The sequence below is a fragment of the Sodalis sp. RH14 genome, from assembly GCF_047324285.1.
Taxonomy (GTDB): Bacteria; Pseudomonadota; Gammaproteobacteria; order Enterobacterales; family Enterobacteriaceae; genus Acerihabitans.
Window position 1 is genome coordinate 4,662,866 of the sequence record NZ_CP178739.1, and the last position, 19,305, is coordinate 4,682,170.

At 60.4% G+C, this 19,305-nt stretch carries 15 protein-coding genes and 2 tRNA genes; 8 read left to right on the plus strand and 9 right to left on the minus strand.

The window, feature by feature from the left end; all coding sequences use genetic code 11:
* Window positions 1-49: 49 nt before the first annotated feature.
* The 3 genes from queF (at window position 50) to xni (ending at window position 3,289) form a co-directional block, all read left to right on the plus strand.
* Entirely contained in the window at window positions 50-898 is an 849-nt protein-coding gene (queF, locus tag ACL2XQ_RS21245) for an NADPH-dependent 7-cyano-7-deazaguanine reductase QueF (protein WP_410013702.1), read from the plus strand.
* A 174-nt stretch (window positions 899-1,072) separates the two neighbouring features.
* Window positions 1,073-2,437 (plus strand): nucleotide 5'-monophosphate nucleosidase PpnN, encoded by a 1,365-nt coding sequence (ppnN, locus tag ACL2XQ_RS21250; RefSeq protein WP_413739657.1) that lies wholly within the window; start codon window positions 1,073-1,075, stop codon window positions 2,435-2,437.
* Window positions 2,438-2,524: 87 nt separating this feature from the next.
* On the plus strand, window positions 2,525-3,289 hold the full coding sequence (gene xni / locus ACL2XQ_RS21255) for a flap endonuclease Xni (RefSeq protein ID WP_413739658.1): 765 nt from the start codon (window positions 2,525-2,527) through the stop codon (window positions 3,287-3,289).
* A gap of 108 nt (window positions 3,290-3,397) precedes the next feature.
* Here the strand turns inward: xni and rlmM are convergent, their stop codons facing one another.
* The 4 genes from rlmM to ACL2XQ_RS21275 all read right to left on the minus strand — a co-directional run bounded on the left by rlmM (window position 3,398) and on the right by ACL2XQ_RS21275 (window position 6,517).
* Window positions 3,398-4,498 (minus strand): 23S rRNA (cytidine(2498)-2'-O)-methyltransferase RlmM, encoded by a 1,101-nt coding sequence (gene rlmM, locus ACL2XQ_RS21260; RefSeq protein WP_410013699.1) that lies wholly within the window; start codon window positions 4,496-4,498, stop codon window positions 3,398-3,400.
* Entirely contained in the window at window positions 4,491-4,886 is a 396-nt protein-coding gene (locus ACL2XQ_RS21265) for a DUF423 domain-containing protein (protein ID WP_410013698.1), read from the minus strand. Before ACL2XQ_RS21265 ends, rlmM begins: the two co-directional genes overlap by 8 nt.
* 37 nt (window positions 4,887-4,923) lie before the next feature.
* Window positions 4,924-5,862 carry a transcriptional regulator GcvA gene (locus ACL2XQ_RS21270; protein ID WP_410013697.1) on the minus strand — a complete coding sequence of 313 codons (939 nt, stop codon included), beginning with the start codon at window positions 5,860-5,862 and terminating at the stop codon, window positions 4,924-4,926.
* A 433-nt stretch (window positions 5,863-6,295) separates the two neighbouring features.
* Complete coding sequence (locus tag ACL2XQ_RS21275) at window positions 6,296-6,517, minus strand: YgdI/YgdR family lipoprotein (RefSeq protein WP_410013696.1); 222 nt, start codon at window positions 6,515-6,517, stop codon at window positions 6,296-6,298.
* A gap of 227 nt (window positions 6,518-6,744) precedes the next feature.
* Between ACL2XQ_RS21275 and csdA the strand changes: the two genes are divergently transcribed.
* Window positions 6,745-7,950 (plus strand): cysteine desulfurase CsdA, encoded by a 1,206-nt coding sequence (gene csdA, locus ACL2XQ_RS21280; RefSeq protein WP_413739659.1) that lies wholly within the window; start codon window positions 6,745-6,747, stop codon window positions 7,948-7,950.
* Window positions 7,951-7,969: 19 nt separating this feature from the next.
* Window positions 7,970-8,422 carry a cysteine desulfurase sulfur acceptor subunit CsdE gene (gene csdE, locus ACL2XQ_RS21285; protein ID WP_410013694.1) on the plus strand — a complete coding sequence of 151 codons (453 nt, stop codon included), beginning with the start codon at window positions 7,970-7,972 and terminating at the stop codon, window positions 8,420-8,422.
* On the opposite strand, the gene tcdA is transcribed toward csdE, so the two are convergent.
* A complete protein-coding gene (tcdA, locus tag ACL2XQ_RS21290) occupies window positions 8,412-9,239 on the minus strand; it encodes a tRNA cyclic N6-threonylcarbamoyladenosine(37) synthase TcdA (RefSeq protein WP_410013693.1) in 828 nt (275 codons plus the stop codon). The two genes, csdE and tcdA, sit on opposite strands and share 11 nt — an antisense overlap.
* A 32-nt stretch (window positions 9,240-9,271) precedes the next feature.
* Window positions 9,272-10,435: a murein transglycosylase A gene (gene mltA, locus ACL2XQ_RS21295; RefSeq protein WP_413727747.1), complete on the minus strand. Its 1,164-nt coding sequence runs from the start codon at window positions 10,433-10,435 to the stop codon at window positions 9,272-9,274.
* A gap of 216 nt (window positions 10,436-10,651) precedes the next feature.
* Between mltA and ACL2XQ_RS21300 the strand changes: the two genes are divergently transcribed.
* Both ACL2XQ_RS21300 and ACL2XQ_RS21305 read left to right on the plus strand, forming a co-directional pair.
* Window positions 10,652-10,728 (plus strand) — tRNA-Met (locus tag ACL2XQ_RS21300).
* Between the two features lie 92 nt (window positions 10,729-10,820).
* Window positions 10,821-10,897, plus strand: a tRNA-Met gene (locus tag ACL2XQ_RS21305).
* 83 nt (window positions 10,898-10,980) lie between these two features.
* Here ACL2XQ_RS21305 and amiC read toward each other — a convergent pair.
* Window positions 10,981-12,237 carry an N-acetylmuramoyl-L-alanine amidase AmiC gene (amiC, locus tag ACL2XQ_RS21310; protein WP_410013691.1) on the minus strand — a complete coding sequence of 419 codons (1,257 nt, stop codon included), beginning with the start codon at window positions 12,235-12,237 and terminating at the stop codon, window positions 10,981-10,983.
* A gap of 231 nt (window positions 12,238-12,468) precedes the next feature.
* Here amiC and argA point away from each other — a divergent pair, with 231 nt between their 5' ends.
* A complete protein-coding gene (gene argA, locus ACL2XQ_RS21315; RefSeq protein ID WP_410013690.1) occupies window positions 12,469-13,803 on the plus strand; it encodes an amino-acid N-acetyltransferase in 1,335 nt (444 codons plus the stop codon).
* 71 nt (window positions 13,804-13,874) lie between these two features.
* On the opposite strand, the gene recD is transcribed toward argA, so the two are convergent.
* Together recD and recB are read right to left on the minus strand one after the other, a co-directional pair.
* Window positions 13,875-15,725 carry an exodeoxyribonuclease V subunit alpha gene (recD, locus tag ACL2XQ_RS21320; RefSeq protein WP_413739660.1) on the minus strand — a complete coding sequence of 617 codons (1,851 nt, stop codon included), beginning with the start codon at window positions 15,723-15,725 and terminating at the stop codon, window positions 13,875-13,877.
* Window positions 15,725-19,291: an exodeoxyribonuclease V subunit beta gene (recB, locus tag ACL2XQ_RS21325; protein WP_413739661.1), complete on the minus strand. Its 3,567-nt coding sequence runs from the start codon at window positions 19,289-19,291 to the stop codon at window positions 15,725-15,727. The genes recD and recB overlap by 1 nt, the downstream gene beginning before the upstream one ends.
* Window positions 19,292-19,305 lie beyond the last annotated feature (14 nt).

Consider the following 19,305-nt stretch of genomic DNA (forward strand, 5'->3'; position numbering starts at 1 on the left):
TACGTTACACTAAGCGCATTGCACTACGGAACATGCCGGATACTCTATTATGTCCTTGAATGAAGAACGCCACACCCTGGATCATTTGACGCTGGGTAAACCCACCGCCTATCGCGACCGGTACGACGCCACGCTGCTGCAGGCGGTGCCGCGCGCGCTCAATCGCGAGCCGCTGGGCATCGACGCGCGGGCGCTGCCGTTTCACGGCGCCGATATCTGGACGCTTTATGAACTGTCATGGCTCAACGATAAGGGCCTGCCCCAGGTCGCAATGGGTGAAGTCATCCTGAACGCGCAAAGCCTTAACCTGATTGAATCCAAAAGCTTTAAGCTCTATCTTAACAGTTTCAATCAAACCCGGTTTGCCGACTGGGCCACGGTGCGGGAAATATTAACCCGCGATCTCGCCCGGTGCGCCGTGGGCGAAGTGGGCGTTACGCTGTTCAGGCTCGGCGAGCTGACAAATCAGCCGGTTGCCGATTTTACCGGCGAGTGCATCGACGAGCAGGACATCGCCATCGATGACTACGCCTTCAACGCCGATTGGCTGAAGAATGCCGCCGCGGGCGCCCAGCCGGTCAGCGAAACCCTGGTCAGCCACGTGCTGAAATCCAACTGCCTGATTACCCACCAGCCCGACTGGGGGTCCGTCCAAATCAGCTACCGGGGCCCGCGTATCGATCGCGAAGCCCTGCTGCGTTATCTGGTATCGTTTCGCCAGCATAATGAATTTCACGAGCAATGCGTGGAGCGGATTTATACCGATCTGATGCGTTTTTGCCGGCCGGAGCGCTTAGCGGTGTACGCGCGCTATACCCGGCGCGGCGGCCTGGACATCAATCCCTGGCGGAGCAATACGGATTTTGTCCCGTCAAAAAGCCGCCTGGCGCGGCAATAATGCGCGCAAGCGCGCAACTCAGAGGCATTTTGGCGCGGACCGTTGGTAAAACCGCGCCGATATTATTATGGTTAACCTGACTAGAAAACAGCGAACGCGCCGCCATCGTGCGCTCCGGCGGCCGCGTCTACTGTCTGTTTGCATTTTGTGCCGAGTCGCACACAAGGAGTTATATTGATTACGCATATCAGCCCCCTTGGCTCAATGGATTTACTGTCACAACTCGAAGTCGATATGCTCAAGCGTACCGCCAGCAGCGATCTTTACCGCTTATTCCGCAACTGTTCGCTGGCGGTGCTCAATTCCGGCAGCCAGACCGACAGCAGCAAGGAATTGCTGGCCCGCTATCAGGATTTCGATATCAACGTGCTGCGCCGCGAGCGCGGCGTCAAGCTCGAGCTGGTCAACCCGCCCGAGGAAGCCTTTGTCGACGGCCGGATTATCCGCTCGCTGCAGGCGAACCTGTTCGCGGTGCTGCGCGATATCCTGTTCGTCAACGGCCAGATTGTCAGCGCCGGCCATCATCAGCACCTGGACATGGCCAACTCCGTCCATATCACCAACCTGGTGTTTTCCATCATGCGCAACGCCCGCGGCCTGCACGTGGGCGAGGCGCCGAACATGATCGTCTGCTGGGGCGGGCATTCCATCAATGAAACCGAATATCTTTATGCGCGCAATGTCGGCAGCCAACTGGGCCTGCGCGAGCTGAATATCTGCACCGGCTGCGGTCCGGGCGCCATGGAGGCGCCCATGAAAGGCGCGGCCGTGGGCCATGCCCAGCAGCGCTACAAGGAAGGGCGGTTTATCGGCATGACCGAACCCTCTATTATCGCCGCCGAGCCGCCTAACCCGCTGGTCAACGAGCTGATTATCATGCCGGATATCGAAAAACGCCTCGAAGCCTTCGTGCGTATCGGCCATGGGATCATTATCTTCCCCGGCGGCGTGGGCACTGCCGAAGAGCTGCTTTACCTGCTCGGCATCATGATGAACCCGGAGAATAAACACCAGGTGCTGCCGCTGATCCTGACCGGTCCCGGCATCAGCGCCGATTATTTCCGGGTCCTGGACGAGTTTATTGTCAGCACCCTGGGCGAGCAGGCCCGCCGGTATTACACCATCATTATCGACGATGCCGCCGAAGTGGCCCGGCGCATGAAAAAAGCGATGCCGGAAGTGAAGGAAAACCGTCGCAACACCGGCGACGCCTACAGCTTTAACTGGTCGCTGCGCATCGCGCCGGACCTGCAGCATCCGTTCGACCCGACCCATGAAAATATGGCCAACCTGAACCTGCATCGCGACCAGCCGGCCGAACAGCTGGCCTCCGCGCTGCGCCGGGCCTTTTCGGGCATCGTGTCCGGCAACGTCAAGGAAACCGGCATCCGCCTGATTGAGCAGTACGGTCCCTATAAGCTGCATGGCGACCCGGCCATCATGAAACGCATGGACGCCCTGTTGCAGGGTTTTGTCGCCCAGCACCGGATGAAGCTGCCCGGCAGCGCTTATATCCCCTGCTACGAGATTTGTATTTAATCCCGCGCCTCGCGGCCCGGCAGGGCGGCACCACGGCTTACCGGCCCGGCTTGCCGCCGCGCCGGTAAATGATCAGGACGGTATGCCATGTCGGTTCACTTATTGATTGTCGATGCGTTAAACCTGATACGCCGCATCCACGCGGTGCAGGGAGAGTCCTGCGCGGCCTCCTGCCTGCATGCGCTGCAGCAGTTAATCCTGCACAGCGCGCCGACTCACGCGGTGGCGGTATTCGACGATGAGGAACGTCATGAGAGCTGGCGGCACCAGCGGTTGCCAGGCTATAAGGGCGGCCGCTCGCCGATGCCTGAGGATTTGCGGCTCCTGCTGCCGGACATCAAACTGTCTTTTGCCCGAACGGGCGTATCCAGCTGGCAGGCGGCGGGCTATGAAGCGGATGATATTGCCGCGACGCTGGCATGCAAAGTGGCCGCGGCGGGCCACCGCGTGACGCTGGTTTCCACCGACAAGGGATATTGCCAACTGCTGTCGCCGTCGATTCAAATCCGTGATTATTTCCAGAAACGCTGGCTGGATATGCCGTTCGTCACCCATACCTTTGGCGTACAGCCGCGGCAGCTGACCGATTACTGGGGCCTGGCCGGCATCAGCGGCAGCAAAATCCCGGGCGTCACCGGCATCGGTCCCAAAACCGCCGCCCTGCTAATCGGCCAGGCCGGATCCTTAGCCGCGCTGTATCAGCAATTGGATCAACTGGGCGGCAAGTGGCGCGCCAGGCTCGAACAGCAGCGGGAAATAGCCTTTACCTGCCAACAGGTGGCGACGCTTGATACCGGCATCCATCTGGATGGCAATCTGCAGCAATTAAGATTGGGTACAAGGCCGTTATAACCGACGCCGCCTGGGTTTAATCCACCACCCTCGCCTGCGTTGGGAAGACCGGGGCCGGCCTGACGACGCCATGGTGAGCGAGAATAATGATTAACTTGACCCCGGGCTTCAGCGTTCGTCCCGCCGTCCCGGCACCGCGCTCCAGAACCGGCGGATATGCACCGTCACCTCTTCGCGATCGTGGTAAAGCTGCTTGGCGTGGACCTCGGAATGAATATCATTTTCCTTCAGGGCCGCGCGCAGCAGCGCCAGGTTCTGGCTCACTTCCTCGTAGCGCTTTTTCATCGGCAGCTTAAGATTGATGATAGCCTCGCGGCACCACCCCTTGACCAGCCAATCGGCGGCCAACTGCGCCACCCGCGCCGGTTTTTCCACCATATCGCAGACCAGCCAGTACACATTATTGCGCGGCGGCTCGAACCTGAATCCATCCTCGCGGTGGTGGATGACCTGCCCGGTCGCCATCAGGCTCTCCGCCATGTCGCCGTTATCCACCGCATGCACCATCATGCTGCGCTGGACCAGCTGATAGGTCCAGCCGCCGGGGCAGGCGCCCAGATCCACCGCGTACATGCCGCTGCCCAGCCGTTCATCCCATTCATCACGTGGAATAAAAACATGAAATGCCTCTTCCAGCTTCAGCGTGGAACGGCTCGGCGCCTCGGACGGGAATTTCAGGCGCGGGATGCCCATATAAAACGGCGAGTTGTTATTGCTATAGGAATACCCGACATAACAGCAGCCCGGGGCAATAAAAAACACGTGGATCACCGGACGGAACGGCTCTTCCCGCACGGCCAGTATTTTCTGCGCGCGCAGGACCCCGCGCAGCGGCACGGTAAATTTGCGGCAGAACTTCATCAGTTCCTTGCTTTCATTGGTATCCGGCACTTCCACCCGCAAATCGCCGGCGCCCTTCACCGCGCCGGTCAGCATGCCGACTATCGGCGTGATGCGGTCGTCCACCGGCAAATCGCGCAGCAGTTCCCCGGTGAGCAGCATTTGCCGGGCAAAGATCAACTCGCGAAACGGCAGCTCGCGGATCAGCCGGTCTGCTTCTTCATGCTGATAGCATTCAAAGATCACGTAGCCGCTGTTGTCCTTAACCCGCGCAAAACCATAGATTTCCAGGGCGCCGGCTTTTTCGGTAATCTCCGAGGCGCACTCTTTTTCAAATCCGGGTCGGCAATATAAAATAACTTTATTCACGGCGATCGGCCTTTTTCTTCAGACGCAGCGCGCCAATTAACATTAACGTCCAACCCGCCACAAAGCAGGCCCCGCCTATCGGCGTAACATAAACCCACAGACGCAGATGCGACAGCGACAGGCAATAGAGGCTGCCGCTAAACAGGACAATACCGATGGCCAGCAGCGCACCGCTCCAGTAAAACCACACACTGGCGTTACGCTGCATGGCAACCCCCAGCGCCATCACGGCCAGGGTGTGAAATCCTTGATACTCCAGGCCGGTTTTCAGCCAGGCCAATTCCAGCTCGCCCAGCGTCTGGCTAAGGATATGGGCGCCGAAAGCGCCAAGGGCGACATAGATTAGACCACTGACGGCGGCAAATACCAACATAGCGCGACTACGCATCGTATTAATCCTGATTAGGGTGTTATTTTTGTGATATTTATTCGGATTCAACCGTATGACCGTTATTATAACGGAAACGGAATTTTTCCTGTTCGCTCGCCGCGCGCCCGATGATCCATTGGCGAAAGGCGGCTATTTTACCCACTTCCGCCTGGCTGTCATGACAAACCAGATAAAAAGCGTTTTTACTGACCAATACGTCGTTAAACGGACAGGTCAGCCTGCCCGCCTCGATTTCCGTCTGCGCCATGACATTATTGGCCAGCGCCACCCCCTGACCATGGATGGCGGCCTGCAGTACCATGGCGCTGTGACTGAAAATCGGCCCCTGCTGCACGTTAAGATGAGTGAGCCCCAACTGACGGGTATAGGCCTGCCAGTCCCGGCGCGACGCATCATGCAGCAGGGTATGATAGGCTAAATCCCCGGGCGTTTTCAGCGGGTGCGCCCCACTCAGCAGGGCGGGCGCACAGACCGGCAGCAAATATTCGGCATACAGTTTTTCCACCCGCAGCCCGGGCCAGTTGCCGCGGCCGTAAAAGATGCCGACGTCTACGTCATCGGCCAGTTTGTCCTCTTCGCGATCCACCGCCTGGATCAGGACATCAATCCCCGGCCAGGCGCTATTGAAGCTGGATAAACGCGGCACCAGCCACTGAATGGCGAAACTGGGCAACAGGCTGACCGTTAACGCGCCTTTGGCGCTGCGCGATTGCAGCCGGCGCGTGGCGTCGATGAGCGCCGAGAAAATTTCCTTGATATCCAGGTAGTAGCTTTGTCCTTCCTCGGTGAGCAACAGCGATCGGTTACGGCGGCGAAACAGCTTCAACCCAAGGAAATCTTCCAGGGACTTGATCTGGTGACTGACGGCCGCCTGGGTGACGAACAGCTCCTCGGCCGCTTTGGTAAAGCTTAAATGACGGGCGGCGGCATCAAATACCCGCAAGGCATTTAGCGGCGGTAAGCGTTTAGACATGGGCGAGACGCTTTTCTGCGCCGGTGGCAAGTAAGATGGGCACGAAGAATTGACCTATTAGTTTTTTTTATCCGAGACATTATAATTTGTCCGTTGTGGATGCACCAGCAAATACCTATAGTATCGCTCTACCACGCGGGCCGGAACGAAAGGTAAGTCTGGATTTTGCCATTCAGGCGAGCTTTTGGCCTGCGGTGTGGTGTTGTGTTTGCCCTTTTTGGTCTGTCTTTCGGGCCTGTGGTATTTACGGTAACCGGTCTTATCGTGCCAGGTGACTATTTTTTATTCTTTTCAGCCTTACTGAACATTTTTCTGTCTGTCCAATACGTGAAATATGTAGCACCGCCTGAGGCGGTGCTTTTTTATGCCTGATAACCGGCAATCATGAAGTGCGGCAGGGTTTGGTATTGTCCGGCTTGGCAAAAACGGGCGCTTATTGCGCCTTCATCATTTCTTTGACATCGGAACTGTTGATTTGCTGCTCGGTGCCGTTGGCGTCTTGATAACCGATCATGCCGGTTTCATCATCAACCTTTGGTTTGCCGGACGTCACGATGGTGCGCCCGTCGTTGGTGTGCATAACATAGTTGCTTGAACATGCGCTTAGCGTCAGGGCAAACAAAAAAGCGGATAGCATTGCGGCTGTTTTCTTCATCGTTATCTCCTTGCAATCTCATTTTAAAAATAAAAAATCACCACTTAATTCTGTTATTAAGCTTCCAGGCAGGCAGGTATTTTGCTTACCTGATAATAATCAGCATAACAAGCATTGTTCATTTTTCCATAAAACCGGATTAAATCCTGTCACTTATCCCCTCCAGACGGCGATAATAGGATAAGTCTGTAGTTCTGCTTTGCCGAAACAAGGTGTATGAGGTAACCATGACCGAATTTGATTTTGCCGCCTTCCGCCGTCATTTCCCCGCGCTGGATAATGACGCGGTGTATCTGGACAGCGCCGCCACCGCCCTGAAGCCCGACGCGGTCATTGATGCCACCGACGCCTTTTATCGCCATGGCACCGGCAATGTCCATCGCAGCCAGTATCCCGGCGCCGTTTCGCTTACCGCCCGTTATGAGCAGGCGCGCCTCAAGGCCGCCGCCTGGATCGGCGCTCCGGCCGCCGGCATTATCTGGACCCGGGGCGCCACCGAGGCGATTAACCTGGTGGCGCAAAGTTATGCCCGGCCGCGCCTGCGGGCGGGTGACGAAATCCTGGTCAGCGAGGCCGAGCATCACGCCAATCTCATCCCCTGGCTGATGGTGGCGCAGCAGACCGGCGCGCGGGTGGTTCGATGGCCCCTGGGACGCGATTGGCTGCCGGACCCGGCGCAACTCGCCGGGCTGCTGAACGGCAAAACCCGTATCCTGGCCGTGACACAGATGTCGAACGTCACCGGCGCCTGCCCGGATCTGGCGGGCATCACCGCCCTGGTCCGCCGCTACCCGCAGGCGGCGATCGTGCTTGACGGCGCGCAGGGTGCGGTGCACCGTCCCCCCGACGTGCGGGACGCCGATATCGATTTCTACGTTTTTTCCGGCCATAAACTGTATGGCCCGACCGGCATCGGCGTGCTGTATGGCAAAACGGCGCTGCTGGAGGACATGCCGCCCTGGCAAGGGGGCGGCAAGATGCTGACCGCGGCGGGTTTTGACGGTTTTATTCCGCAGGCGGCGCCGCTGCGTTTTGAAGCGGGCACGCCCAATATCGCCGGCGTGCTTGGACTGGGCGCCGCGCTCGACTGGCTGCGCACGCAGGATCTGGCGGCCGCGGAGGAATACAGCGCCGGGCTGGCCGGCCTCGCCGCGCAACGTCTGTCCGCCCTGCCGGGTTTTCGCGCGTTCCGCGCACCGGGTTCCAGTGTGTTATCCTTTGTGTTGGCCGGTCTTCACCATCAGGATATCGCCATGATCCTGGCGCAGGACGGCATTGCCTTGCGCGCCGGGCAGCATTGCGCCCAGCCGCTGATGGCGGCGCTGGGCGTATCCGGCACCCTGCGCGCCTCTTTTGCGCCCTATAATACCCGCCATGACGTCGACCGGCTGGTCGCGTCGGTGGAAAAAGCCGTCTCCCTGCTGAGGGATTGATTCTGATGGGGATAACGTCATGACAGAACATCAAGCGGGCAGCCATCCTTTCGGCGGCGAGATCGCTATGCGGGAATTGACGCAACGCTTTGCCGGCTGCCGGACCTGGGAAGATCGCCTGCGGCAGATTATCCTGCTGGCCAAGGCGCTGCCGCCGCTGCCGGATACGCTGAAAACGCCGGCAACGATACTGACGGGCTGCGAAAACCGCGTCTGGCTCGGCCATCAGCGGCTGCGCGACGGTACGCTGCATTTTTATGCCGACAGCGACGGGCGCATCGTCAAGGGTCTGCTGGCCGTGGTGCTGGCCGGCAGCGAAGGCCAAACGCCGGAACAACTGTCCCACCGGGATCCCCTGGCGCCGTTTGACGACCTGGGGCTGCGCGCCGAGCTGAGCGTCAGCCGCGCCGGCGGGCTGGCGGCTATCGCCGGGCGGATCAACGCCATTGCCGAGAGCTATATTAAACGCTGACGCCCCGCGCCGCCCGGGCCAGCATTTTTTTTAGCGCATGGGATACGGCGATAAACCCGAAGCTGGCGGTGACCATGGTCGCCGCGCCAAAGCCGGAGGCGCAATCCATGCGCTTGGGCCCAACGGCGGTGGCAGGCGACGCGCACACCGAGCCGTCCGGCTGCGGATAGACCAGATGCTCGGTGGAGTAAACGCAGTCTATGCCCAATTTGCCTTTACTGTTTTTTACCACGTTGAAATCATGCTTGAGCCGCTCGCGCAGTTTTGCCGCCAGCGGATCCTGGATGGTTTTCGCCAGATCGGCCACCGCGATGCGGGTGGGATCGATTTGCCCGCCCGCCCCGCCCACGGTGACCACCGGGATTTTATAACGACGGCAGTATGAGAGCAGCGCCGCTTTCGGCCGCACGCTGTCAATAGCATCGATAACATAGTCGAAGCCGCGATCGAGCAGGGCCGCGACGTTGTCGGCGGTAATAAAATCATCCACGCAGGTCACCACGCATTCCGGATTGATCGAGGCGATGCGCGCGGCCATGACCTCGGTTTTCGGCTGTCCCACCTGCTCGCGCAGCGCATGGATCTGGCGGTTGGTATTGGTGACGCACACATCATCCATATCGATAAGCGTAATGGCGCCGACGCCGGTGCGCGCCAACGCCTCCGCCGCCCATGAGCCCACGCCGCCGATGCCTATCACGCAGACATGGGCGCGGAAAAACACGTCCAGCGCCTGCCGGCCATACAGGCGGGCGGTGCCGCCGAACCGCTGCAGATACGCGTCTGACTGGTACGCGTGTGAAGGGTGCCCGTTCATCTTGCTAACCTTATTGGCGGTGCCAATAGCATCTAATTATCGTAGGTAACCTGTACCTGGCCGGTGCTGGCCTGGGTTGTCAGGCCCTGGCTCTCGCCCGTGAATAACGGGGCGCTGTCCTGCGACCCTTTCAATACCCATACCCGGCCGTAGTGGTTGTAATAACCCGCCGCGTGGCCGGCCTCGGCGCCGATGCCCTGGTAGATATCAAAATGCTGTCCTTTTATGGCGCCGCCCACATCCAGGGCCACCATCAGGCGCATCTCATATTTACCGGTAAATTTGCCGGCGTTGTCCAGCAGGGGTACCTCCGCCAGCAGCGTGGTGCCGGCCGGGATCAGCGAGCGATCCGACGCCACCGAGGCCTTGGCCACCAGCGGCACGGCGCTGGCGCCTTTTACCGGCGCGAAGGGAACCGGCCTGAAGAACACATAGGACGGATTCTCTTCCAGCAGTTGCCGCACCTCGGTCTCGCTGTGGCGCGAGGCCCACTGGCGAATCGCCTGCATCGACATATCCTCGCGCGCCACTTCGCCGCGATCGATCAATATCTTACCGATGCTGCGGTAGGCGTGTCCGTTTTTACCGCCATAGCCAAAAAAGGTGAGCGGCCGGCCGTCGCCGTAATCCACATAGCCGCTGCCCTGCACTTCCATCATAAAATTATCCATCAGCGAATTACTGTAGGCGATGGCCAGATTACGGCCGTCAAGCGCGCCCGCGTAGATGGCGGCGCGGTCGGGCAGGCGGTTCCTGCCCTTGGGCGGCATGCGGTACAGCGGATACTGAAATTCGCCCTGGGGCGTATAGCGGGCCTGAATCACCGGCGTGTAATAGCCGGTGAACTGTACATTGCCGTAATTATCCACCCCTTCCATCTGGTAGGCCTTGACGCCGAACTGGCTGAGCTGGCGGGTATCCGCGCCCGCCATGGCCCAGCGCTTGACGGCGTCGAAATTGGCGCTGTTGCGGCTATACAGGCCCGCGGCGGCGTATTGCGTTTCAGCCACCTGATCGGCGTAGTCCTTGGCATTAACCGGTCGCCCCTTGGCATTGGGTTCATTGACCAGCCCGAACGGCTGGGTAAGAAGACCATCTTTATACTGTTGTCCACGATCGGTGGGGCGCGACGAACAGCCGGCCAGAATGGCGAAAATCAGGCCAATGAAAAGATAGTGTGCCCATTGTTTGTTCATAACGTTCTCATGCCGGTTCCATTTGCCTATGTATCAACGGCGAACGATAGCAAAGGCGGTTCAATAGATAAATGCATTATTGCAAAAACAACCGTCTGTTTTGCTTATAAAACAGGCAAAAAAGCGCCTCTTTAAACAAAAATCATTATAGCAGGCGATTAATCGCAAAAAGGGGTTGCATCAAAGGCTGTCCGGAGTATAGTGCGCTTCCACGGACGCGGGGTGGAGCAGCCTGGTAGCTCGTCGGGCTCATAACCCGAAGGTCGTCGGTTCAAATCCGGCCCCCGCAACCAATTAAGCAGTAAAAGTCATACGTTAAGAAAAGAATTAAAAAAAAGAGTAAAAGAAGCAAGCATCTGACTGCTCACAGATGTAGTATATCGGACGCGGGGTGGAGCAGCCTGGTAGCTCGTCGGGCTCATAACCCGAAGGTCGTCGGTTCAAATCCGGCCCCCGCAACCACTTCTTGAAAAATGACAGGCTAAAGCGCTTAACCCACTCTAAGGTGGGTTTTTTGTTGTCTGCATTACGCAAAACGCGCCGCCTCACCGGCCCGAGATCACCCCACCCGCCGCAAAATACGCCTTGATGCCCGCCAGGATGGCGTGCGCCACCTGCTGCTGGAAATGCGTGGTGCGCAGGCGCCGCTCCTCTTCCACATTGCTGATAAACGCGGTCTCCACCAGGATGGAGGGAATATCTGGCGCCTTGAGCACCGCAAAACCTGCCTGATCCACGCTGCGTTTATGCAGGTGCGCGATTTTCCCCAGATGATGCAACACCGCCTTGCCGAATTTCAGGCTGTCGTTGATGGTGGCGGTCTGCACCAAATCAAACAAGGTATGATCCAGATAGCGGTCGCCGCTTTTGCCTACCCCGCCGATATCGTCCGCGGCGTTCTGGGTTTGCGCCAGGAAACGCGCGGCGGCGCTGGTGGCCCCTTTGGTGGACAGCGCAAACACCGACGCGCCGCGTGCCGCGCGGTTGGTAAACGCGTCGGCATGAATGGAGACGAACAGATCCGCGCGCTGTTTGCGCGCTTTCGCCACCCTGACCTTCAGCGGAATAAAGACATCCTCATTGCGCGTCATATAGACTTTCATATTGGGCTCACGGTCAATCAAGGCGCGCAGGTGGCGGGCAATCTTGAGCACCACATCCTTTTCGCGGGTGCGGAACTTGCCGATGGCGCCAGGATCCTCACCGCCATGGCCGGGGTCGAGCATGATGACAACCGGCCGGTCGCGCCCGGCTTTGCCGGCGCGCGGCGCCTGGGATTCGGGCGGCAGGCTGCGCGCCAGATCGCCCTGATTGTAGTCCTCCAGCAGCGCCAGCAGCGGATCGTCTTGCAGCGCGGAACGGCTGCCGGCCCGGGGATAGAGATCCATGATGAGACGATGTTTGAACCCGGCCACCGGCGGCAGGGCCAGGAAGCGCGCCTGGACCGGCTGCTTCAGTTCGATCACCATCCTGGCGGTGCGATCGTCAAACTGGCCGGCCCGTATCCGGCTGATGTAGGGGTCCGCTTCCCTGACCAATTGACCGGCGCCCTTCAGCACCGAATTAAGCTGGGCATCCTGGATATCCACCACCAGCCGATCGGGATTGCCAAGGACAAACTGGCGATAGCGCAAGGGGGACTGGGATTCAAGCGTAATGCGGGTATAACTGGCCGCGGGCCAGATGCGCACGGCCACCACCAGCGGCGCCGCCATTCCGATGCGACTGAGCGTTAACAGCCAGGTGGCGGCGGTTGCCTGCAGCAGCCGCCTGCGCCCCTTATTATGATGTGAATCCGGCATATCGCCCCAGGATAAAAGCTAATATAATGAAAAAGCAGTCATTTTTTCGAATGGCAAAAACTTTAGCGAATCCGCCGGTATCTGTCATCCTTAAAAGGCTCTATGCTTAGTGCTTCGGGGTTTATTTTCGATTCTTTACAAACAAGAATGGGGAAAAATGCTGCTTGCCAATACCCTATTTATAGAATAAAAATACACAAAATCAGAATAATCATTCACAGAGGATTTGCCGTGAAGGAACGTAGTACTGAACTGGTCCAAGGCTTTCGTCACTCAGTTCCCTATATCAATGCCCATCGGGGCAAGACGTTTGTCGTCATGTTAGGCGGCGAAGCCATCGAACATGAAAACTTCGCCAACATCGTTAATGATATCGGCCTCCTTCACAGCCTGGGCATCCGCCTGGTGCTGGTCTATGGCGCACGGCCGCAAATCGACGCCAATCTGTCGGTGCACCACCTGGAACCTATTTACCACAAGCATACCCGCGTCACCGACGCGCCGACCCTTGAACTGGTCAAGCAGGCGGCCGGCCTGCTGCAGCTGGATATTACCGCGCGGCTGTCCATGAGCCTGAACAATACGCCGCTGCAGGGGGCGCATATTAATGTGGTCAGCGGCAATTTTATCATTGCCCAGCCGCTCGGGGTGGACGACGGGGTGGACTACTGCCACAGCGGCCGCATCCGCCGTATCGACGACGAGGCGATACATCGCCAGCTGGACAGCGGCGCTATCGTGCTGCTCGGGCCGGTGGCGGTATCGGTAACCGGCGAGAGCTTTAACCTGACCTCGGAAGAAGTGGCCACCCAGCTGGCTATCAAACTGAAAGCGGAAAAGATTATCGGCTTTTGTTCTTCGCAAGGGGTGTGTGACGATAAGGGCGAGATAATATCCGAACTGTTTCCCAATGAGGCCCAGCTGCGTATCGACGCGCTGGAAAAAAAAGGCGATTACCATTCCGGCACGGTGCGCTTTTTGCGCGGCGCGGTGAAAGCCTGCCGCAGCGGCGTGCGCCGTTGCCATCTGATCAGCTATCAGGATGACGGCGCGCTGGTGCAGGAACTGTTCTCCCGCGAAGGCATAGGCACCCAGATCGTGATGGAAAGCGCGGAACAGGTGCGGCGCGCGACCATTAACGATATCGGCGGCATCCTGGAATTGATACGCCCGCTGGAGCAGCAGGGCATCCTGGTGCGCCGGTCCCGCGAACAGCTGGAAATGGAAATCGATAAATTCACTATTATCGAACGGGACAACCTGACCATTGCCTGCGCCGCCCTTTACCCCTTTCCGGAAGAACAGCTGGGGGAGATGGCCTGCGTGGCCGTGCATCCCGATTACCGCAGTTCGTCGCGCGGCGAAATGCTGTTGCAGCGCATTACGCAGCAGGCGCGCCAGATGGGGCTGAAAAAGCTGTTTGTGCTGACGACGCGCAGCATTCACTGGTTCCAGGAGCGCGGTTTTACCCCGGCGGAAGTGGAAGTGCTGCCGCAGCAGAAGCAGGCGCTGTATAACTACCATCGCCGTTCAAAAATCCTGGTGGCGGACCTCACCGGCCAGTAACCGGGCTGCGCCGGCGAGCATTCCCGGGACGCCCGCCGGCTACCGCGTGCGCCGGCAAGCCTGCCGGCGGCCTACCCCTTTAACAGCAATTCCCGCAGGCCGCTGCGCCGCTCGGTCGGCGTGGCGATGGCCTGGCTTATCACCTCGTCGTTGGCATAGACCGACAGCCGCTCGCGGGCGCGGGTAATGGCCGTATAGACCAGCTCGCGGGTTAGCACCGGCAGAAACTGGTTGGGCAGCACCAGCGCCGTATGGATAAACTCCGACCCCTGGGATTTATGCACCGTCATGGCAAAAGCGGTTTCATGATCGGGCAGACGGCTTAGCGGCACCGCCTTGATGGTGCCGTCAGGCAGCGGGAAGCAGACCCGCAGCGCCGACTGCGCATCCGGCAGCATAATACCGATATCGCCGTTATACAGTCCAAGGGACGGCGCATTGCGGGTGATCATCAGCGGCCGTCCCGCATACCCCCTGCCGGCGGCATCCGCCTGGCGCTTAATCAACCCCGCCTGGGCCAGCGCCTGTTCAATCCGCGCGTTAAGGCCGGCGACGCCGAAGGGCCCTTCGCGCAGCGCGCACAGCAGGCGGTAGCGGTCAAATGCCGCTAACACCGCGCCCGCCCCGGCGCCGTCCCGCACCAGCCGCAGGTAATCACGATAGCCCGCCACGCACCCGTCGAGCAGGCGCAGATAGTCTTCGCCGTCGCGCACCGGCGCGTAGGCCACGTCCTCATCACGCCCGGCTTTCAGCAACGCCAGCGCCCCCCGGCCATCGCCGTTGTTAACGGTATTGGCCAGACGGCCGATGCCGGATCCCGCGTCAAAGCGGTAGCTTTTACGCAGCAGGCACAGGCTGTCCCCCGTCTGGTGTCCCGCCACGGGCGTGCCCGCCGGCACCTCGCAGCCGGTAAGCCGCCGCAGCTGCGCATTACGCCCGGGACTATAGCCGTTCTCCGCCAGAAAGCAGATGTCGCCCAGCACCGCCCCCGCTTCCACCGACGCCAGTTGGCAACGATCGCCTAAAAAAACCACCCGCGCCTGCGGCGGCAGCGCGGCGATCAGGCTGGCCATCATCGGCAGATCGACCATCGAGGCTTCGTCGACAATCAGGATATCCACATGCAGCGGATTATCCTGATGGTAACGCATGCGCTGGCTGTTGGGCTGCGCGCCCAGCAGCCGGTGCAGCGTCACGGCTTCCGCGGGGAACAGCCGCCGCTGCCGTTCGTCAAGGCCGAGCGCCGCCAGCGCCGCGCCAAGGGACTCGCTCAGGCGCGCCGCCGCTTTCCCGGTGGGCGCCGCCAGCTGGATACGCAGACGGGCATCGCCGCCCAGCACCACCATGGCGGCCAGCATTTTCGCCACCGTCGAGGTTTTACCGGTGCCCGGGCCGCCGGAAATCAGCGCCACCGGATGGGTGATAGCCACCGCCGCCGCCACTTTTTGCCAGTCCACCGCATCGGCGCCGGCCGGGAAAAACCGGTCCAGCACCCGCCTGATAAGCGCTTCATCCCCAGCGGGCATGGGCCGGATGGCGTTAAAAAAATGCGCGACCCGCCGTTCATTTTGCCACATGCGCTGCAAATACAACCGGCCCTGATCTAATACCAGGGGGGTGGGCCTGGAACCGTCGCTGACCGCCGGCGACGCGTTCAGCAAACGCGGCCACTCGTCCGGCGAGGGCTTGCCGGCAAGGCGCCAGGCATGCTCGGCCAGCTGCGGATGCCGGCCGTTGAACAGGCCGCCGGGCTGCAATAGCGTCAACGGCAGGCAAACATGTCCGGCGCCGGCGTCGGCGCTCAGGCAGGCGCAAGCCAGCAGCAGCGCCGGCTCATCCGCGCTCGCCAGCATGCGGGCAAACTGGATATCCAGCGGCCGCCAAAGCCGCAGTAATTGCGCCTGCTCGATCACAATGTCCATTAAATCGCCTTATCCTCGCTGGTGACCGCCGCGCCCTGGCTGAATAATGTATCCAGGCCGTCAATCAGGGCCGGTTCAGGGCGGCAGTAAAATATGCCGTTGCCGGGATTATCGGCCGCGACGCCGCGCAGGAACAGATAAAAGACTCCGCCAAAATGGCGGCGATAATCATAATCCGCCAGGCGATGGCGCAGGTAACGGTGCAACGCCAGGGTATACAGCTGGTATTGCAGATCGTAGCGATGCTCCGCCATGGCCTGCGCCATCGCCTCGGGCGTATAGGCGGCATCGTCTTCGCCCAGCCAGTTGGATTTGTAGTCCAGCAGGTAATAACGGTCCTGCCAGCAGAACACCAGGTCGATAAACCCCTTCAGCATTCCCCGCACCTGGGGAAAATCCAGCGGCGGGCAGCGCGCAGACAACGGATCGTAGCGTTTGCACAGCGTATCCAGCGCGCCGGCGGTCACCGTGGCGTCTATCGGCAGATAGAACTGCAGCTCCGCCTGTTTCCGCCCCGGCGCCAGCCGGGAGAGCGTAATGCCGGAGGCGCCGAGCGGCGCGTTTAATACCCGGTCCATCCACTGCCCGATAACCGGCCGCCAGATGTCGCTGATGCCGTTTTGCGCCAGTTGCCCACTGAGCCAATCCTTATCAAGCGGCCGGGTAAAATCGAGCGATTCAAACAGGGCGTGCAGGAAGGTGCCGGGGGAGGCGCCGCGCGCAAAGGTATGGGGCGACAGCTCGGGTTCGGCATCCTGACGGCGTTCGCCCACCGCGTCGACGTCCAGCCGGGGCAGCAGTTCCATCAGCCCCGGTCCGCCGCCGTGCTGTTGCAGGCCGGAATAACTGGTGACGCGCCAATTGTCCTGCGCGCGCGGCTGAAAGCGCCGGGCGGCGAGGCTATGCCGCGCCGTCACGGCCGGTTGCCAGGGGCGCCCCTGCGGCTGGGTAATCACGTCCAGGACGATATCCGCTGCGCACAGCTGCTCAAGCCGCGCCCGCAGGACGGCGCCGTCGCCGGGCTCGCCCTGCTGTATCAGGTAGCCCAACGCGCTTTGATGCACATCGGTATCGCCGTTTTTGGCACGGGAGCCGCGAAACAGCGGCGCGATACCGATGCAACATTGATAAATGGAACGGGTCAGCGCCACGTACAGCAGGCGCAGGTCTTCCGCCAACCGCTCTTCCTCCGCGAGCGCGAGGCTCTCCTCGGAGGCCGCCAGATCCAGCCAGGCCTGGAAATCACTGCGGTCATGGAACAAGGGGCGCTTTTGCAGACGAAAATCGGCGACAAACGGCAGGAATACCAGGGGAAATTCCAATCCCTTGGACTTATGCACCGTGGTGATCCGCACCAGATGGCGGTCGCTTTCCAGCCTCAGCTGCTGGTTATCGGCCTGGGTGTTGGGCTGTTCAATCTGCAACGCCAGCCAGCGCACCAGCGCGTGTTCGTTATCCAGCTGCGCCGAGGCTTCCTGCAGCAGTTCGGCCAGATGCAGCAGATCGGTCAGCCTGCGTTCGCCATTGACGCTGGCCAGCAGGTTCTCCGCTATCTGATGGGCGATCATCACCTGGCGCAGCATCGGCAGCACGCCGCGTTGCCGCCACAGCTGGCGATACCCGGCGAACTCATCCACCAGCGCGTCCCAGGCCTGGCCGTTGTGGTTGACGGCATCGATATCCTGGGCGTCTAGCCCCATCAGGCTGGTGGCCAGGGCGCAGCGCAGGGCGTTATCCTGGCCCGGGATCAGGATTGCCTGCAACAACCACAGCAGCTCGCGCGCCTCCGGCGTTTCATAAACGCTGTCACGATTGGACAGGTAAACCGCGGGGATCGACAATGCGCTTAACGCGTCGCGCACCAGGGCGGCTTCATTACGGTTACGCACCAGCACCGTCATATCCGAGGCCTGCAGCGCCTCGCGTCCCTTGCGGCCGTTAAGCCAGGCGCGCCCGTCCCGGCCGGCGGTCAGCAGGTCGCTGATGGCGGCGGCGCACTGGCGCGCCATTAAATGTTGGTACTCACTTACACCGGTTCCGTCCCCCGCCAGCAGCCAGACCCGCAGCGCCGGCTGCGGCGCCTGGTCGACCATCAGCGACAGCGCGTCGTTTTCCGGGGCGGCGGCGACCGGCAAAAAGGGAATTTGCTGAAAAATAAAGGGGTTTGCGAGCGATTGGAACAGGCGGTTCACCGCGCCGATCATGGGCGGCGAGGAGCGCCAGTTGGTGCCGAGAGTATAGTGGGCGCTAACTTCGCTGCGGGCGCGCATATAGGTAAAAATATCCGCGCCGCGAAAAGCATAAATCGCCTGTTTGGGATCGCCAATCAATACCAGCCCACAGGCCGGCTGCCCGCCATAGATGCGGCGGAAAATCCGGTATTGCTGGGGGTCGGTATCCTGGAATTCGTCAATCATCGCCACCGGATAGCGCGCGCGCACCGACTGCGCCAGGGCGTCGCCACCCTCGCCCCGCAGCGCCTCGTCAAAACGGCTGAGCAAATCGTCAAAGCCCAGTTCACCGCGCCGGCGCTTTTCGAGTTGCAGCGCGAGGCGCATTTCATCCAGCGCCAGCACAAAAATCAGCTCGCGCAGCGTCAACGCCTCCTGGAAAAACCGGTCGATTTCGTCGAACAGGGCATGCTCGGGCGGGCTGCCCTTGGTGGTTTTGGCGCGCAGTACCGATTGGCGGAAGCGTTCAAGCTCTTTTGGCACCGCATAATCATCGGTTGGCGCGGCGGCCCAGGCTGACATTTTATCCAGCCATACAGGCAGGTTCTTGCTGCTGTATGAGCGCTTATCGACGCCTGAGTCGCCCACCAGGGCCGGCAACAGCCCGGCGGATTGGCGCCATGACCGCTTAAGGGCGTCGATGCGGGCGATAATGCGCTCATGCCGCGCCAGGATGGACTCGGTTTTATCCGGCGGATTGCGCACCACCGGCGCCTCGCCCTGCATATAAGGCAGCAATTCAGCCAACAGTTTTTCCGGACCGTCCCATTCCTGGTGTATGGCCTGGGCGATGGCGTAAGGCAGCGGGTAGCAATGGCGGCGCCAAAAGTCGGCGCAGACCTGGCGTCTGAGCGCCGATTCGTCTTCCACCAGGGTTTGCTGGAACAACATACCCGACTCAACGGTATTCTGGCCGAGCATGCGCTGGCAAAAGCCATGAATGGTATAAATCGCCGCTTCATCCATCTGCCGTTCGGCCGCCAGCAGTAAACGGGCGGCATGCTCCGTATCGGCGACCTGGGCCAGCAGTTCCTGAAACAGGTCGTCCTTGCCGGGTTCACTCAGGGAATGACCCCGCACGCAGGCCAGCCGCAGGCGGTGGATATTCTCCCGGATGCGTCCCCGCAGTTCCTCGGTGGCCGCCTCGGTAAAGGTCACCACCAGGATTTCTTCCACGCTGAGCGGGCGCTGATAAGCCGCCTGCTGGCCCAGCCCCAGCAGCAGGCGGAGATAAAGTGCCGCCAGCGTGTAGGTTTTCCCGGTACCCGCCGACGCCTCGATAAGGCTTGCGCCCTGCAACGGCAACGTCAGCGGATTAAGTATCTGCGCGGTCAAGGATGCTGTTTTCC

Bases quoted from the DNA above. Each gene is read 5' to 3' on its own strand.
- recD (WP_413739660.1), bottom strand. From the start codon at position 15,725: ATGGACATTGTGATCGAGCAGGCGCAATTACTGCGGCTTTGGCGGCCG.
- amiC (WP_410013691.1), bottom strand. From the start codon at position 12,237: ATGCCGGATTCACATCATAATAAGGGGCGCAGGCGGCTGCTGCAGGCA.
- xni (WP_413739658.1), top strand. From the start codon at position 2,525: ATGTCGGTTCACTTATTGATTGTCGATGCGTTAAACCTGATACGCCGC.
- ACL2XQ_RS21275 (WP_410013696.1), bottom strand. From the start codon at position 6,517: ATGAAGAAAACAGCCGCAATGCTATCCGCTTTTTTGTTTGCCCTGACG.
- tcdA (WP_410013693.1), bottom strand. From the start codon at position 9,239: ATGAACGGGCACCCTTCACACGCGTACCAGTCAGACGCGTATCTGCAG.
- mltA (WP_413727747.1), bottom strand. From the start codon at position 10,435: ATGAACAAACAATGGGCACACTATCTTTTCATTGGCCTGATTTTCGCC.
- csdE (WP_410013694.1), top strand. From the start codon at position 7,970: ATGACAGAACATCAAGCGGGCAGCCATCCTTTCGGCGGCGAGATCGCT.
- ACL2XQ_RS21270 (WP_410013697.1), bottom strand. From the start codon at position 5,862: ATGTCTAAACGCTTACCGCCGCTAAATGCCTTGCGGGTATTTGATGCC.
- queF (WP_410013702.1), top strand. From the start codon at position 50: ATGTCCTTGAATGAAGAACGCCACACCCTGGATCATTTGACGCTGGGT.
- csdA (WP_413739659.1), top strand. From the start codon at position 6,745: ATGACCGAATTTGATTTTGCCGCCTTCCGCCGTCATTTCCCCGCGCTG.
- ACL2XQ_RS21265 (WP_410013698.1), bottom strand. From the start codon at position 4,886: ATGCGTAGTCGCGCTATGTTGGTATTTGCCGCCGTCAGTGGTCTAATC.